The organism is Rhodococcus globerulus (assembly GCF_019334125.1).
Lineage (GTDB): Bacteria > Actinomycetota > Actinomycetes > Mycobacteriales > Mycobacteriaceae > Rhodococcus_F > Rhodococcus_F globerula.
The window spans coordinates 6325490-6340530 of sequence record NZ_CP079698.1 but is presented as its reverse complement, the minus strand read 5'-3'; the positions used below and the strand labels follow the sequence as shown (position 1 = coordinate 6340530).

13 protein-coding genes and 1 tRNA gene are annotated in these 15041 nt (G+C 62.5%); 8 read left to right on the top strand and 6 right to left on the bottom strand.

Annotated elements, in window-relative coordinates; all coding sequences use genetic code 11:
- Nucleotides 1-34: 34 nt before the first annotated feature.
- Nucleotides 35-1216: an aminotransferase class V-fold PLP-dependent enzyme gene (locus KYT97_RS28840; RefSeq protein ID WP_219111426.1), complete on the bottom strand. Its 1182-nt coding sequence runs from the start codon at nucleotides 1214-1216 to the stop codon at nucleotides 35-37.
- 56 nt (nucleotides 1217-1272) lie between these two features.
- On the opposite strand from KYT97_RS28840, the gene KYT97_RS28835 reads away from it, so the two are divergent.
- The 6 genes from KYT97_RS28835 (at nucleotide 1273) to KYT97_RS28810 (ending at nucleotide 8032) form a co-directional block, all read left to right on the top strand.
- The gene (locus KYT97_RS28835; RefSeq protein ID WP_141486325.1) at nucleotides 1273-2505 is read left to right on the top strand and encodes an APC family permease; all 1233 of its coding nucleotides are present in this window, start codon (nucleotides 1273-1275) and stop codon (nucleotides 2503-2505) included.
- 94 nt (nucleotides 2506-2599) lie between these two features.
- A complete protein-coding gene (gene egtA / locus KYT97_RS28830) occupies nucleotides 2600-3805 on the top strand; it encodes an ergothioneine biosynthesis glutamate--cysteine ligase EgtA (protein WP_219111425.1) in 1206 nt (401 codons plus the stop codon).
- Complete coding sequence (egtB, locus tag KYT97_RS28825; RefSeq protein WP_219111424.1) at nucleotides 3805-5112, top strand: ergothioneine biosynthesis protein EgtB; 1308 nt, start codon at nucleotides 3805-3807, stop codon at nucleotides 5110-5112. The genes egtA and egtB overlap by 1 nt, the downstream gene beginning before the upstream one ends.
- Before the next feature lies 1 nt (nucleotide 5113).
- Nucleotides 5114-5878 carry an ergothioneine biosynthesis protein EgtC gene (gene egtC, locus KYT97_RS28820; protein ID WP_033234290.1) on the top strand — a complete coding sequence of 255 codons (765 nt, stop codon included), beginning with the start codon at nucleotides 5114-5116 and terminating at the stop codon, nucleotides 5876-5878.
- A complete protein-coding gene (gene egtD, locus KYT97_RS28815) occupies nucleotides 5875-6840 on the top strand; it encodes an L-histidine N(alpha)-methyltransferase (RefSeq protein WP_033234291.1) in 966 nt (321 codons plus the stop codon). The genes egtC and egtD overlap by 4 nt, the downstream gene beginning before the upstream one ends.
- A gap of 52 nt (nucleotides 6841-6892) precedes the next feature.
- A complete protein-coding gene (locus tag KYT97_RS28810) occupies nucleotides 6893-8032 on the top strand; it encodes a PQQ-dependent sugar dehydrogenase (RefSeq protein WP_219113193.1) in 1140 nt (379 codons plus the stop codon).
- 24 nt (nucleotides 8033-8056) lie between these two features.
- On the opposite strand, the gene KYT97_RS28805 is transcribed toward KYT97_RS28810, so the two are convergent.
- The 5 genes from KYT97_RS28805 to KYT97_RS28785 all read right to left on the bottom strand — a co-directional run bounded on the left by KYT97_RS28805 (nucleotide 8057) and on the right by KYT97_RS28785 (nucleotide 13214).
- The gene (locus tag KYT97_RS28805; RefSeq protein WP_033234293.1) at nucleotides 8057-9637 is read right to left on the bottom strand and encodes an SLC13 family permease; all 1581 of its coding nucleotides are present in this window, start codon (nucleotides 9635-9637) and stop codon (nucleotides 8057-8059) included.
- A 101-nt stretch (nucleotides 9638-9738) separates the two neighbouring features.
- Complete coding sequence (locus tag KYT97_RS28800) at nucleotides 9739-10407, bottom strand: hypothetical protein (RefSeq protein WP_141486320.1); 669 nt, start codon at nucleotides 10405-10407, stop codon at nucleotides 9739-9741.
- A 249-nt stretch (nucleotides 10408-10656) separates the two neighbouring features.
- The gene (locus KYT97_RS28795) at nucleotides 10657-11637 is read right to left on the bottom strand and encodes a ribose-phosphate diphosphokinase (protein WP_033234295.1); all 981 of its coding nucleotides are present in this window, start codon (nucleotides 11635-11637) and stop codon (nucleotides 10657-10659) included.
- Nucleotides 11634-13133, bottom strand: coding sequence for a bifunctional UDP-N-acetylglucosamine diphosphorylase/glucosamine-1-phosphate N-acetyltransferase GlmU (glmU, locus tag KYT97_RS28790; protein WP_245005954.1), 1500 nt, complete (start codon nucleotides 13131-13133; stop codon nucleotides 11634-11636). The genes KYT97_RS28795 and glmU overlap by 4 nt, the downstream gene beginning before the upstream one ends.
- A 10-nt stretch (nucleotides 13134-13143) precedes the next feature.
- Nucleotides 13144-13214: transfer RNA gene (locus KYT97_RS28785), tRNA-Gln, on the bottom strand.
- 184 nt (nucleotides 13215-13398) lie between these two features.
- Between KYT97_RS28785 and KYT97_RS28780 the strand changes: the two genes are divergently transcribed.
- Together KYT97_RS28780 and KYT97_RS28775 are read left to right on the top strand one after the other, a co-directional pair.
- Nucleotides 13399-14031, top strand: coding sequence for a TetR/AcrR family transcriptional regulator (locus tag KYT97_RS28780; RefSeq protein WP_219113189.1), 633 nt, complete (start codon nucleotides 13399-13401; stop codon nucleotides 14029-14031).
- 188 nt (nucleotides 14032-14219) lie between these two features.
- Entirely contained in the window at nucleotides 14220-14861 is a 642-nt protein-coding gene (locus KYT97_RS28775; protein ID WP_033234297.1) for a ScbR family autoregulator-binding transcription factor, read from the top strand.
- Nucleotides 14862-15041: the final 180 nt, after the last annotated feature.

The following is a 15041-nucleotide window of genomic DNA, read 5'->3' as shown; positions in this document are numbered from 1 at the left end:
AGCTCCGCTCGTCTCCTGCCCGATGTGATCCCGGTCATCGGGAGACGCTCAAATCCCGTACCGCGCCGAGAAAACTGTCCAGATCATTCTCGTCGACAAAACAGTGCGGGGACGCTCTGACGACGGCGTCGAGCCCGCGTGCCGTCATGTCGAGGAGTGTCGATCCGCGACTGCTCACAGTCACAGTGATGCTCTGCGTCGCAAGTCGACTGCGGACTTCGGCGGCCGGAACCGCGTCCAGGGTGAACGAGACGATGCCGCTGAGGATGGGTCCACGATCCTGGACTGTGACACCGGACAGCGCGCCCAGGCCCGCCCGAAGATAGTTCGCCCTCGATTCGATCTGCTGCGCAACGGTTTCCGTCCCCAGCGCCAAGAGGTAGTCCGCCGCGGCGCCGAGTCCGAGGCGAGCCGCGACACTGGTTTCCCACAGTTCGAATCGTGTGGCATCCGGCGCGGGCACATAGGAATCGGGGTGGGTCCAGTCCGCTCCGTGCAGGTCCATCGCGGCAGGTTCGAGCGCGGTCGCCAGTCCGGGACGCACGTAGAGAAACCCCGTTCCCCGTGGGCCCCGAAGCCACTTGCGGCCCGTGGCGCTCAACGCGTCGACGCCGAGGGCAGCCACGTCGATGGGCAGTTGGCCGACCGATTGGCACGCGTCGAGAAGCACCAGTGCGCCGTGTCGCGCGGCCAGTTCGACAACCTCACGGACCGGGTTGACCAGGCCGCTGTTCGTGGGGGCGTGGACAACCGAGATGACGCGGACACGGTCGTCGAGCATCGCTTCGAGTGCGTCGAGGTCGATCCGGCCGTCGGAATCGCTCGGAATCACCTCGACCTTCGCGCCGGTCGACCGCGCCCGCCCCAGCGCGGCGATGGCGTTGCTGGCGTATTCGACACCGCAGATCAGGACGCGGTCGCTCGGGCTCAAGGGCACGGCCGCAAAAAAGTCGTTCCAGGCGCGGGTTGCGCTGTCGGTCAACGCGATATCCGAAGGCTGGGCGCCGATCACCCGGGCCAGTGCGTGTGGAACCGCAGCCAGGGCCTCACTGCGGCGATCTGCGGCGACGTAGCCGCCGACGTCGGCTTCCAGGCGCAGATGCTCGATCATCGCCGTCAATACAGGTTCGGGCGGTAGGGAGGATCCGGCGCTGTCGAGGAACGCCTTGTCGAGGCACCCAGGGGTGTCGCGGCGGATCGAGGTGAGATCGAACATGGCACCATCCGTTCACTTCGGTGTGGTTCAAAGGCTCTGTGAACGAAGCTATACCGATGGACCGCACCCTGGGGACGTTCGACGCCGTGGTGATCGGCCTTGCCGCGATGATCGGTGCCGGAGTGTTCGTGGTGTTCGCGCCGGCAGCGGCAGCGGCCGGCACGGGATTGATGTTCGGTCTGGCGATCGCGGCATTCGTGGCGTACTGCAACGCCACGTCGTCGGCGCAACTGGCCGCGCGTTATCCGACCTCAGGCGGGACGTACGTCTACGGACGTGAGCAACTCGGGCCGTGGTGGGGGTTCATTGCGGGGTGGTCGTTTGTGATCGGGAAGATCGCAAGCTGCGGGGCGATGGCGTTGACTTTCGCGACTTACGTTGTACCCGAACCGTATCGGAAGCCCGTCGCCGTGGCGCTGGTGGTGCTGCTGGTCGCGGTGAACTATCGCGGTGTCACCAGGACCGCGCAGATGGCGCGAGTGATCGTCGCGATGTCCGTGACGGCAATCGGCGTGGGTTTGTGCGTATCGCTGTGGGGGCCGGGCGCTCATCGTGCGATGCCTGACGTTGTCTTCGGCTCCTGGTACGGGGTTCTGCAATCGGCGGGGTTACTGTTCTTCGCCTTTGCCGGGTACGCCCGCATCGCGACTCTGGGGGAGGAAGTCCGGGATCCTCGGCGCACAATTCCACGCGCAATCCTGATAGCACTGGGAGCTGCGGTAGTCATCTATGCACTGGTAGCGGTGGTTCTTCTGGTTACTCTGGGGCAGGAGAGACTTGCGGAGTCGACCCGTCCGCTCGCGGATGCCGTCGCGCTTTCCGGGTGGGGGTGGGCTGAACCGATTGTGGTCGTCGGCGCCGCCGCCGCATCCGCTGGTGCGCTGTTGGCGCTGATCGCGGGAGTGAGCAGAACCGCGATGGCGATGGGCCGGGAACGGGATCTGCCCCCGACTTTCGCAGCGATTCACCCCAAATTTTCTGTGCCACATCACGCTGAACTGGCTGTCGGAGCAATCGTGATCGCACTGGTCTCGATGGTCGATCTGCGTGGTGTGATCGGGTTTTCGTCGTTCGGGGTGCTGGTGTACTACCTAGTGGCAAATGTCAGTGCGTATACCCAAGGCGGCGCGGATCGGATGTTCCCGCGCTGGCTTCAGGTTGTCGGAGCGCTGGGATGTGCGGTCCTGGCGTTCACGCTGCCTACTTCGGCAGTTGCGGCGGGGACAGGTGTTGTTCTTCTGGGTTGTGGGTACCGGTGGATACGACTGAAAAAATTTGGCGACACGTAACACGGCAAAGGGTGCAATCGGTGTGTGCGGGCTCTATCGTCGGTACAACCGCTAGAGCCCGCGAACCGCTAGACATACCCAAAGGGGAAGTCGAATGGCAACCGCAGTACTGGAAACGACGCTGGACTCACGTCCCGCCGCCGAGGCATACATCGGTGGGGTGTGTTTCAAACAGGGCCCGCCGCGACTCATCGGGACCGAGGTCGAATGGCTGACCAGGGATGCCGGTGGTGGTCGTCCGTCGCTCGAAGCGCTGGCCCACGCGCTGGGGAAACATACGCCCACCAGTATCGACCCGGAATCTCCTGGCGCCCCACTTCCGGGCGGAAGTTATGTGACCGTCGAACCGGGCGGTCAGATCGAACTTTCCTCGGCGCCGCGCACGTCAGCCCGCGAAGTATGCGACTACCTGGGTGAAGACCACCGCGTGTTGAGTGCGCTTCTGCACGATCAGTCCATCGAGATGTACGACGGTTCGGCGGATGAGCTGCGTGAACCACACCGCTTGCTGCGACTGCCCCGATACTGCGCCATGGAACATCAGTTTGCCTCTATCGGGCCGTACGGAACCCTTATGATGTGCAACACCGCCGCCGTGCAGGTGAGCGTCGATGCGGGTGGCAGCCAAGAAGCTATAGCGCGGCGGTGGCGACTCCTCGGCGACATGGGACCGGCTCTGATCGCCGCATTTGCGTGTTCGCCACAGCTGGAAGGGATTCCGCGAGGTGAGTGGGCGTCGCAACGGATGCGGACGTGGCTCGAACTTGATGCCAGGCGCACTATGCCCGTCGTCGATGCCGCCGATTATGCGCAGTGGGCCTTGAACGTCCCGCTGATGTGTGTCCGGAACAGTTCCGAAGACTGGACTGCGCCGCGGGGCGCCACGTTTGGCGACTGGATCGACGGGGCACTCGAATCCGACATAGGTCGTGCGCCCACGTCCGAGGATCTGGACTACCACCTGTCCACGATGTTTCCGCCGGTCCGTGCGGCAGGACATCTGGAGGTGAGGTACATCGACGCTCAACCCGGCGATCTGTGGCGCGTGCCGATAGCCGCGATCGATGCGCTGCTGTCCGGGCCTGCAGTGATGCAGGAAGCAAGCGATGCCGCGGCATCGACGGCGGGCCGCTGGCGTGATGCCGCGGAATACGGGCTGGTGGACGTCGAATTACGTTCGGCAGCAACATCTCTGATGTCGCTCGCAGCGTCGTATGCGCCTGATCCCGAGTTTGTTCGTCTCCTCGATCGTGCGGCCGAGCGGTGTTGTCGGGGCCTGGCACCGGTCGAGGGAACCTGATGTCGGCAGAGGTCACCAAGGAGGCGGTCGAGACCGTCCTGGATCGGGCACGAGCGCGTTCGCTGCTGCTCACCGATTGTGTCGACGACACCGAGTTGATCGCCCAGCACTCGCCGCTCATGAGTCCGCTGGTGTGGGATCTTGCCCATATCGGCAACCAGGAGGAACTGTGGCTGGTACGCGATGTGGGCGGGCGAGAACCGGTCAGGCGCGATATCGACGACATGTACGACGCGTTCAAACACTCGCGGCCCACGCGGCCTGAGCTTCCACTGTTGGACCCGGCCGAATCGCGTCAATACATACGTACGGTTCGAGGCAAGGTGTTGGACGTCCTGGCTGACAGCAACTTCGACGGAAAACCACTCGAACGCAGCGGGTTTGCGTTCGGTATGATCGCCCAGCACGAACAGCAACACGCCGAAAGTATGCTCGCGACACACCAATTACGTTCCGGCCCTGCGGCACTCGTGGCCACACCAGCTCCCGCTGTGCGGCGCAAGCCCCTTCATGACGAGGTGGTCGTTCCCGCCGGGCCGTTTGTGATGGGTACCGATGACGAACCGTGGGCTCTCGACAACGAGAGAACCGCTCACCAGGTGTATCTGGGCCCCTATGCCATCGACCGATTCCCGGTTACCAACGGTGAGTTCATCGAATTCATCGACGACGGCGGGTATTCCCGGCCCGAACTGTGGGCGCGGGTCGGGTGGCGTCATCGCATCGATGCCAAGCTCACTGCGCCCTTGTTCTGGGAACGCGACGGATCAACGTGGTGGCAGCGGTCTTTCGGCACCGACAAACCGGTAGCGATTCGCCGCCCGGTGGTGCATGTCAGCTACTTCGAAGCCGAAGCCTATGCAACCTGGGCCGGCAAGCGACTTCCCACCGAAGCCGAATGGGAGAAAGCGGCGCGGTGGGATCCCGAATCCGGGCGGTCCCGCCGATTCCCGTGGGGCGATGACGCACCGGACGAGACCCGCGCCAATCTCGGCCAACGGCATCTGTCTCCGGCTGATGCGGGGGCATATCCCGACGGCGCGTCGGCGTACGGCGTGCAGCAGTTGATCGGGGACGTGTGGGAATGGACGTCTTCCGGTTTCCATCCGTACCCGGGGTTTCACGCGTTTCCATACCGTGAGTACTCCGAGGTGTTCTTCGGCGGTGATTACAAGATGCTGCGCGGTGGTTCGTTCGGAACCGACAGCGTTGCGTGCCGTGGCACCTTCCGCAATTGGGATCATCCGATCCGGCGTCAGATATTCTCCGGATTTCGCTGCGCCAGAACACTGTCCGGGCACGTCTGACATGTGCCGACATCTCGGCTACCTCGGACCGCCGCGCTCTGTCCGAGATCTCCTGCAGGGCGGAACCCATTCGCTGGTGAAGCAGTCGTGGGCGCCCCGTGAGATGCGCAAGGGTGGAGTCATCAACGCCGATGGCTTCGGCGTAAGTTGGTGGACGGCCGGGCAGTTGGGGCGGTATCGAAGTAGCACCCCGATCTGGTCGGATCCCACTGTCGAGGAAACGCTTTCACATATCCGCAGCGGATCGGTTCTGGCCGCGGTGCGGTCCGCGACCGAGGGAATGGCCGTCGAAGTCGGCGCATGCGCACCCTTTGTCGACACTACCTACGCATTCAGCCACAACGGAGTCCTCACCGGGTGGCCGAGTTCGGTTGCCGCTCTTGCACAGGAGGTTCCGACTGCCGCGCTGCTGACCATGTCGGCGCCAACAGATTCGGCACTGCTGTGGGCCCTGTTGCGTCATCGCTTGCAGGACGCATCTTCGTTGACGGGCACGTCGGTGGAAGCCGCCTTGACCACCGTCATTCACGACGTCGAAGCAGTGGCGCCAGGTTCGCGTCTGAATTTCCTGCTCGGCGACGGGAACGAACTGTGGGCCAGCACCTGGGGCCATACGTTGTACGTTCTCGTCGACGAGTTGCAAGCACTGGTCGCGTCCGAACCCTTCGATGATTCACCCCAGTGGGAACAAGTTCCTGACAGGCACCTCGTCTGCGCCCGCCCCGGGCATTTGATCATCACCCCGATCCCGATGGGAGAACGATGAGCACCCCGATTCTCGAGATCTTTCTGACTCCGGACGACCTTGTCGAGCAACTACGGTCCGACGCTCGCTCCGGCCTGACCGCGCAGGCGAAGTGGCTTGCGCCGGTGTGGTTCTATGACGCCCGAGGCAGTGAACTCTTCGAGCAGATCACCGAGCTGCCCGAGTATTACCCCACCCGCACGGAACGCGCTTTGCTGGCCGAGTGCGCCGGCGAGATCGCATCGTTGACTACACCGAAGATGCTGATCGAGTTGGGTTCCGGTTCCTCGGAGAAGACGCGCCTCCTGCTGGAAGCGATGTCTGATTCACTGCATACCTATGTCCCGCAAGATGTTTCGGTGACTGCGTTGGAAGGTGCGGCCAAGGCGATCAGCGCGGAGTTTCCGGGTATCGACGTCATCGGAGTGGTCAGCGACTTCACCGGTTCGCTGCATCATCTTCCCAGCGGCGGCAGGCGGGCGGTCGCGTTTTTGGGCGGCACGCTGGGGAATCTGATTCCGGGCGAGCGCGCAGAGTTCCTCGCCGGTGTCGCCGAGGTCCTCGGCCAGAGTGAGAGCTTGATCCTCGGCGTGGGGTTGGTGACCGATCCGGCCGTGCTGGTTCCCGCATACGACGACAGCGCGGGAGTAACGGCGCAGTTCAACCTCAACGTGCTCAGCGTGTTGAACAAGCAACTCGGTGCGAACTTCCCGCTGGAAGCGTTCAGGCACGTCGCACTCTGGGATGCCGAGAACCAGTGGATCGAGATGCGGTTGGAAGCACTCCGCGATCTTTCGGTGCGAATCGAAGACCTGGATCTGGACATCACCTTCGCTGCGGGCGAGCAATTGCGTACGGAAATCTCCGCGAAATTCACCGTCGACGGGATCACTGCCGAGTTGGAGGCTGCGGGCTTTCGGTTACAGAAAGTGTGGACCGACGCCGATCAGCGGTTCGCGTTGTTGTGTGCGGAGCGAGCCTGACTTGGGTGCACTCGGATCCGGGCGCGCTGTCCTGATTGCAGCGACAATCGTGATGCTCACGATCCCGTTGGCACAATGCTCCGCTCAGACGGCTCCGCCGCCCGGGAACCTCGAATCTGTTGGCAGCAGTTCGGAAGTCCCCACCGAGGACACGTTGCCGGAACTCGAGGTGACCACCTTCCTCGACGGACTGGACCATCCCTGGGATGTTGTGCAGGCGCCCGACGGAACGGTTCTCACCGGGCAACGGTCCGGAGGTTTTGTCGTTCGCCGCAGCGACAACACGACCGGCCCCGTCACTGCAGACCTTTCGGATCTCTACGCTCGGTCCGAGACCGGACTCATGGGAATCGCGCTTGCCCGCGACTTCGCTCAGTCCCGCACCCTGTACACCTGCCAGGGATTCAGCGCTGGGGGAGTAACGGATATTCGAGTGATCTCGTGGACGGTCGACGCCGGATGGACTGCACTCACGCGAAGGGGAACCGTGGTGTCCGGCCTGCCGGTCTCGACGGGGCGACACGGAGGTTGTCGAATACTTGCATCCGAAGACGGAACGCTGTTTATCGGCACGGGTGACAGCGCGACGCCCAGTGTTCCGCAGGATCCGAACTCGCTGGGCGGCAAGGTCTTGCACGTCAACGCGGACGGCACGCCGGCGGCGGGCAACCCCAACCCGTCGAGTCTCGTGTACACACTCGGCCACCGGAACGTTCAGGGATTGGCCGTTCAACCCGGAACCGGCAGGCTCTATTCGGTGGAGCAGGGCACCAGCGTCGACGACGAGCTGAATCTACTCACCCCCGGCGGAAACTACGGCTACCGGCCGGACCGGTTGCCCGGAACATACGACGAGTCGGTGCAGATGACCGATCCGTCCCGCGTGCCGGGCGCGATCGAAGCGGTATGGAGTTCGGGTAACTCGACGCTGGCAACTGCGAGCGCGGCATTTGCCTCGGGCCCGCAATGGGGTTCGTGGGACGGCAGCGTCGTCATCGGCGGACTCAAGAGCAAGAAACTGATCTTCGTGCGACTGAGCGACGACGGCCGCAGCGTCGACGCCCAGACGTACGGGTTGGAAGATCAGTACGGACGCCTGCGTTCGGTCACGCCAACGGCAAACGGATCTCTTCTTGTCACCACGGACAACGGCGAGAACGACCGGGTGCTGCTCGTGACGCCGTCTCCGTAGCCGAATTACCAGCCGTAGTAGGTGTCAGAAGCTCCAGATCAGCGGAATCAGAACCGTCGCAACCACGAGGAACCACACGAGCATCGGGAGTCCGAGCTTCCAGTAGTCGCCGAACTTGTAGCCGCCAGGGCCCATCACCATCATGTTGGCGGGGGTTGCGACGGGAGTCAGGAACGACGCGGCGGCCGCGACGGTCACGGTCATCAGGAGCGGCACCACCGAGATGTTCAGCTCGGAGGCGACGGAAATTGCGATCGGCGTGATGATCAATGCCGTCGCGGTGTTGCTGATGAGCTGGCCGAGCGTTGCGGTGACGAGGAACAGTCCGGCAACAACGACGTACGGGCTGGCGCCGCCGATGACGTCGACAAAACCGTGGGCGAGTTTCTCGGCAGCGCCGGTCTGTTGAATTGCCGTGGAAAGCGGGATCATTCCACCGACCAGGATGAGGGTGGTCCACGAGATCGAGCGGTGGGCCTGTTCGACGCTGATCACGCGCAGCAGGACCATCGCGCAGGCGGCAAGAAGACCCGCGACGGCGGACGGGACCAATCCGAACGTCAGCATGATCACCATGGCGGCGACAACGACCAGCGACATGATCGCGCGGGTTCCGAGCGGCGCGGCCTGCTTACGGATCAAGGCAGGCGGGTCGACAACAAGGACGTTCGGGTCCACGGACGTGTGAGTGTCCAGGTCGTCCCAACTGCCCTGCAGCAATAGTGTGTCGCCGGCAGCGAGCCTGATACCGCCAGGCCCACAGGGCTCGCCGGCTCGCGCTGCGGCCAGAACCACCAGATCGCCACTGTCGGTAAGCATGCCGGGGAAAACCTTGTCGCCGATGATCTCCGAACGAGGCGGAACGATCACCTCGACAACACCGTCGTCCTTGGTGATCAGCGGCGCGTCGGATTGATCGCAACCGCCCGCGACGGCGTATTGCTGTGCGAGTGTTTTGGCGTGCCGGCTCAGGTCCGGTGACATCGACGTCCCGGCGCGGTGGGGCAACACGCGAGGACCGAGAAAGACTGCGATCGCAATGGTTCCGAGAACCAGTGGCGCGCCGATCAAGGTGAAGTCGAAGAAGCCGAATGCGCCGACACCGGCGTCGGCGGCGGCGTCGGAGACGATGATGTTGACCGGTGTGCCGGTGAGCGTGAGCATCGAACCGGCATGCGCGGCAAAGGCGAGCGGGAGCAGCAGTTGCGATGTGGACCGGCCGAGTCGGACCGCGAGGACGACCACCATCGGGATCAATGCGGCTACCGCACCGTTCACACTGATCAATGCTGTCAGTGCGGCGACCAGCAACATGATTGCGCTCACCAACCGAACGCGTGAATCGCCTACCTTCGTCAGAAGTTTCTCGCCCGCCCACGTCGTGACTCCTGTGGCGTCGAGCGCTTCGCTGACGACAAAGAGTGCGGCGATGAATATGACTGTGGGATCACCGAATCCGGCCAGTGCCTGTTCCACCGAGATCACCCCGGTTGCGGCCAGCGCCAGTGCGGTTCCGATCGCGATGATGCCGACCGGAATTCTGCCTATGACAAACAGAGCCACAACCACGGCAAGCACGACAAAGGTGATGGTGATGTCATTCACGATTCGTAAAGCTACCTCCCACCACGGCTACCGCCCTGCATCGCATACAGAACGACCCCGTCTCGGAAGGAGGCGGGGTCGAAGGGACGGACGCGGTGGAATTAGTTGGAGGCGGCGATGCGCGCCTTCTCGAGAGCAGCGAGTGTGCGGAGCACGGTTGCCTTCTGCTTGTTGAGATCGCTCAGGCGAGCACGAGCAGGCAGACCCTGGGCAAGTTCGGCGACCTTGATCTGCTCGTCGATGGAACCGAGCTGATCGAGAAGCCCCAGAACGCGCGTCTGCAGCGTGTTGATGTCGACGGTGTCCGTCTTCACCGGAGCGGCAACGCGAGTCGCAGTGCCCGTGCTGGAGGGGCGAGAAGCGCGTGCCGGTGACGTGTCGGCAACAACGGTGGCCGCGCGCGGGCGGATGGCCTTGCGGACAGCGGCAGCGTCGGGGAGAACGTCCATGCGGATTTCGTTGAGGACGCGGCGAGCTTCGCGTGCCGTGACGCGGTATTCACGCTCTTCGTCGTCGTCGGACTGCAGCGTTCCGCCGAGCGGACGCAGGCCGTACATGCCGAGGAATCGCTTGGCGTCGTCGATGATGCCTTCGTTTTCGCGGCACCGTTCGCAGCGCGGTTCGTTGCGGAACATTTCTACGGAGTTGTCGTCACCACACCAGACACAGGATCCTGGGCGCCACCGCCGGACCGTCGGAGCTGAAGAATTCGGTGAATGAGATTCGGGCCGGGATGCCGAAGGAGATTCCAGGGTTTGCGCGTCGATCACGACGAGCCACATTAGGCGAAGATTGCGGGCAGGTGAACACCAGCTCGGCGTCGACCTGGGATTCTCTCCGGAGGCGTGACCAAGATCATGCCGATTGTCCGATTCTCGGGTATTTGTGTGTCGCACAAATGGTTTCGTGAAGACCTCTCGGTCTGGTTCAACAGATGAGCGTCCCCGTGAAACACGAAGGGCGCGTACCCGTGACCGTCTGGTCACAGATACGCGCCCGCCCCGCGGTAACGCGAAAGACTATGCGCTGCCGTTGAACAGTGAAGTCACAGAACCGTTCTCGAAAACTTCCTTGATGGTCCGTGCGAGCAGAGGTGCAATCGACAGAATCGTCAGCGTCGGGAACTGCTTCGACTCGGGGATCGGCAGCGTGTTGGTCGTGATGACCTCCTTGGCGCCGCAGGCAGCCAGGCGCTCGGCTGCCGGATCCGAGAAGATGCCGTGGGTGGTGGCAATGATGACGTCGACAGCGCCGGCGTCCTTGAGTACCTTGACGGCGCCGGCGATGGTGCCGCCGGTGTCGATCATGTCGTCGATCAGCACGCAGGTGAGGCCGTTGACGTCACCGACGACGCGGTTGGACTTGACCTGGTTCGGGACCAGCGGATCGCGCGTCTTGTGCACGAACGCCAGCGGCGCGCCGTCGAGGGCATCTGCCCACTTCTCGGCAACCTTGACGCGGCCGGCATCAGGGGAGACGACGCAGATGTTGTCGGTGCCGTAGTTGTCGCGCACGTACTCGGCGAGCTGGCCCTGAGCGTGCATGTGGTCGACCGGACCGTCGAAGAAACCCTGAATCTGATCGGTGTGGAGGTCGACCGTGATGATCCGGTCGGCGCCTGCAGTCTTGAGCAGGTCCGCGATCAAGCGAGCGGAGATCGGCTCGCGTCCGCGGTGCTTCTTGTCCTGGCGGGCGTACGGGTAGAACGGCAGCACCGCGGTGATGCGCTTTGCAGATCCACGCTTGAGGGCGTCGATCATGATGAGTTGTTCCATCACCCACGTGTTCAGCGGCGCCGGATGGCTCTGCAGCACAAACGCATCCGATCCACGCACGGACTCTTCGAAGCGAACGAAGATCTCACCGTTCGCGAAATCGCGGGCAGTCTGCGGGGTGACTCGGATGTCGAGTTCCTTCGCAACCTGCTCAGCCAACTCGGGATGCGCACGACCCGAGAACAACATCAAGTTCTTCTGGTTGTCGATCCAATTCGCAGTCACTGGTTCATGCCATCCTTTTGTACTTGCTGATCTGTGCGCTCTGATTCCGAAGCCGTTGCTGCATCGGCCGCAGGAGTACCGGGTCGATTTTTCTCGACCCAACCCTCGATGTTGCGTTGCTTACCGCCCGAGACCGCAAGAGCCCCAGCCGGAACGTCGAATCGCAAGACGGTGCCGGCGCCGGTGTACGCGCCGTCCCCGACGTGAACCGGAGCGACGAACATGGTGTCCGAGCCGGTTCGCACGTGCGACCCCACCACAGTACGGCGCTTGGTCACCCCGTCGTAATTGACGAAGACGCTCGACGCTCCGATGTTGCTGTGATGGCCGATGGTGGCGTCGCCGACGTAGGTAAGATGCGGAACCTTCGAGTGTTCGCCGATGTCGGCGTTCTTGGTCTCCACGTACGCACCGAGTTTGCCGTGAGCGCCCAGGGAAGTGGCCGGACGTAGGTACGCGAAGGGGCCGACGGTGGCGTCGTCGCCGATTGTCGACTCGCTTGCGTGCGAGCGGACGACAACGGCCCTTGCACCGACAGTGACATCGGTCAGAGTGGTATCCGGGCCGATCACAGCGTCTTCGCCCACTGACGTGGTGCCGGCCAACTGCACGCCGGGAAGCAGCGTCACATCTTGCGCGAGAGTGACGTCGCAATCGATCCACGTACTTGACGGATCGACAACGGTGACGCCCGCCCGCATCCACTTCTCGAGGATTCGACGATTCTTCTCACGTGCCAACGTCGACAGCTGCACGCGATCGTTTGCACCGGCGACCAGAACCGAATCAGCGATGTGCTGAGCGCGGACTCGCTTTCCGGCGCGACGGGCGATCATGATCACATCGGTGAGATAGAACTCGTGCTGAGCATTGTTGGAGTCGAGGGACGACAACGCATCGCGAAGCGTCTCGACATCGAATGCGTAGACGCCGGAATTGACCTCGGTGATCGAACGCTGCGAGTCCGTCGCTTCTTTTTCTTCGACGATCGCGTTGACTTCACCGTCGGTGGTGCGCAGGATCCGGCCGTACCCGGTGGGGTCGGACGCCGTGGATGTCAGGACTGTCACCGCGGCTGCCGGCGCGCTGATGTGGCGCTCGAGTAGATCCGCGATGGTGGTGCCGTCCAGGAGCGGGACGTCGGCGGCAGTCACTAGTACCGTGCCGCGGAAATCTGCGGGCAGCCCTTCGAGTCCACAACTGACCGCGTGGCCCGTGCCCTTTTGCTCGTCCTGCACGGCGATGGTGATCGCGCGATCCAAGTCGGTGGCGACGGATGCCACAGCTTCGGATACCCGTTCGCGATCGTGGCCGACGACGGTCACCAAATGCGTCGGATTCAACGACGCGGCAGCGTGGAGGGAGTGCGCGAGCATGGTGCGGCCGGCAAGAGTGTGGAGCACCTTGGGGGTCTTGGACTTCATCCGAGTGCCTGCACCCGCTGCGAGAACGATCACGGCGGTTTGCACTTGTTTGAGCTCCCTCTTGTCGATCATCAACTACCGGCTCCGCCGCCAGGACTCGAACCTGAACTATCTGAACCAAAATCAGAGGTGCTGCCATTACACCACGGCGGATTGCCACGCTCTCCGAACCTTGCGGCGGATTACGCGCAAGAATAATCGCATGCCGACCCGGTCTAGGTCGAACCGCTCCTCCGTTTTCGGGTCGAGCAGTGCCGATAGGCTTGCCGAGAGCGGTGCGGTGACAACCGTCCGCCGTGTGGGGAGAGAGGCAATGATGGCGACGGTTCCCAATCCGATGGGCAGTGATCGCGCACCTGAACGGGCAGCTCGGGTGCGGATGACGGGAACACAGCGTCGTCAGCAGTTGATCGAGATCGCCAGGGCACTTTTTGCCGAACGAGGATACGAAGCAACCTCGATCGAGGAAATCGCGCAGCGGGCGAATGTCTCGAAGCCTGTCGTCTACGAGCACTTCGGCGGTAAAGAGGGCTTGTACGCCGTGGTCGTGGATCGCGAGATGTCGCGACTGTTGGAGATGATTACGTCGTCGTTGTCGCAGAACCGCTCGAGAGTTCGAGTCGAGCGAGTAGCGCTGGCGTTGCTCACATACGTCGAGGAACACACAGACGGCTTCAGGATCTTGGTTCGTGATTCGTCCGTCGTGGCGCCGAGCGGCACCTATTCCAGTCTCCTCAACGACGCCATCAGTCAGGTGGGATACCTGTTGGCCGGAGACTTCTCGCGGCGCGGATTCGACCCGGGACTTGCAACGATGTACGCGCAGGCACTGGTTGGGATGGTGTCGACCACAGCCACGTGGTGGCTCGACGAGCGCACTCCGTCCAAGGAAGTTGTGGCCGCGCACCTCGTGAATCTGTGTTGGAACGGCCTCACCAATCTCGAGGCCGATCCGCAATTAGAGGGTTAACGCAGGCGTGCCTGTCGCCGAAGTATGGAGCGCAGTCTAAGCTGTGTTGGCTGTATCACGATCGTTCGATGGGCAAATGTGGTTTGTTTGCGTGGGGTGTTCTTTGTTGCAAAGCGCCTTCCATTTTGACGCTGTGAACGGGTAATGGTGAGGATTCGTTCGATGTGTGGTGACTGGAGGCCGGATCGATGGTGAGGCAGGAGCGGGCGGAAGCCACTCGTGATTCGGTACTGCGCGGTGCAGCGGGGGTTTTCCTGCGTCTGGGATATGCAAACGCCAGTCTGAGCGAGATCATCGCCGAATCGCAGGTGACCAAAGGGGCGCTGTACTTCCACTTCGGTTCCAAGGAAGAGCTCGCCCGCGCGGTAATCGACGAAGGGTCTGCTCGTTTCGACGCCAAGTCGGAATTGTGGCTGGACCGCCGAACACCAGCACTGGAATCGCTGATCGGTGTCTCGTCGGTGGCAGTCGATACTGCCGCACATGACGTACTTGTTCGTGCCACGTTCCGTTTGCTGGTCGAAATCGGTGACTACCGTGGATCGGGTCCGGCAACGTTCGACGTCTGGCTCGATATTTTCCGGGAACTCGCCACCAGAGCTGCCGATGAAGGTGACCTCAAATCCGACGTCGACTCTTCGGACATTGCGCGCTTCTTGTTGCAAATGGTGACGGGTGTCCGATTGATAGCTTCGGCTACGGGAACAATGCGTGATTTGTCTGAGTCGATGAAGACGTCCTGGAACATCATTCTTCCGGTCGTCGTTCCGGAATCGAAGGTCGAATACTTCCGCCAGTTTGCTGCTCGGCGTCTAAGTAGTGACCACTGAGTTAATCCGGTTTCGACGGTCCGAATGGCGTTCGGGTCGGTGACCTGGACAGTTGGTGGGATGTATCTCCCATTTGTGTGGATCTAATCGTGTCACGGAAGTGGTGTTGGCCTATATTGGGCTTTTGAAACAAACTCAGAGTATGTTTATCCCGTAACTAAATGTCCGATGGTCCGATCT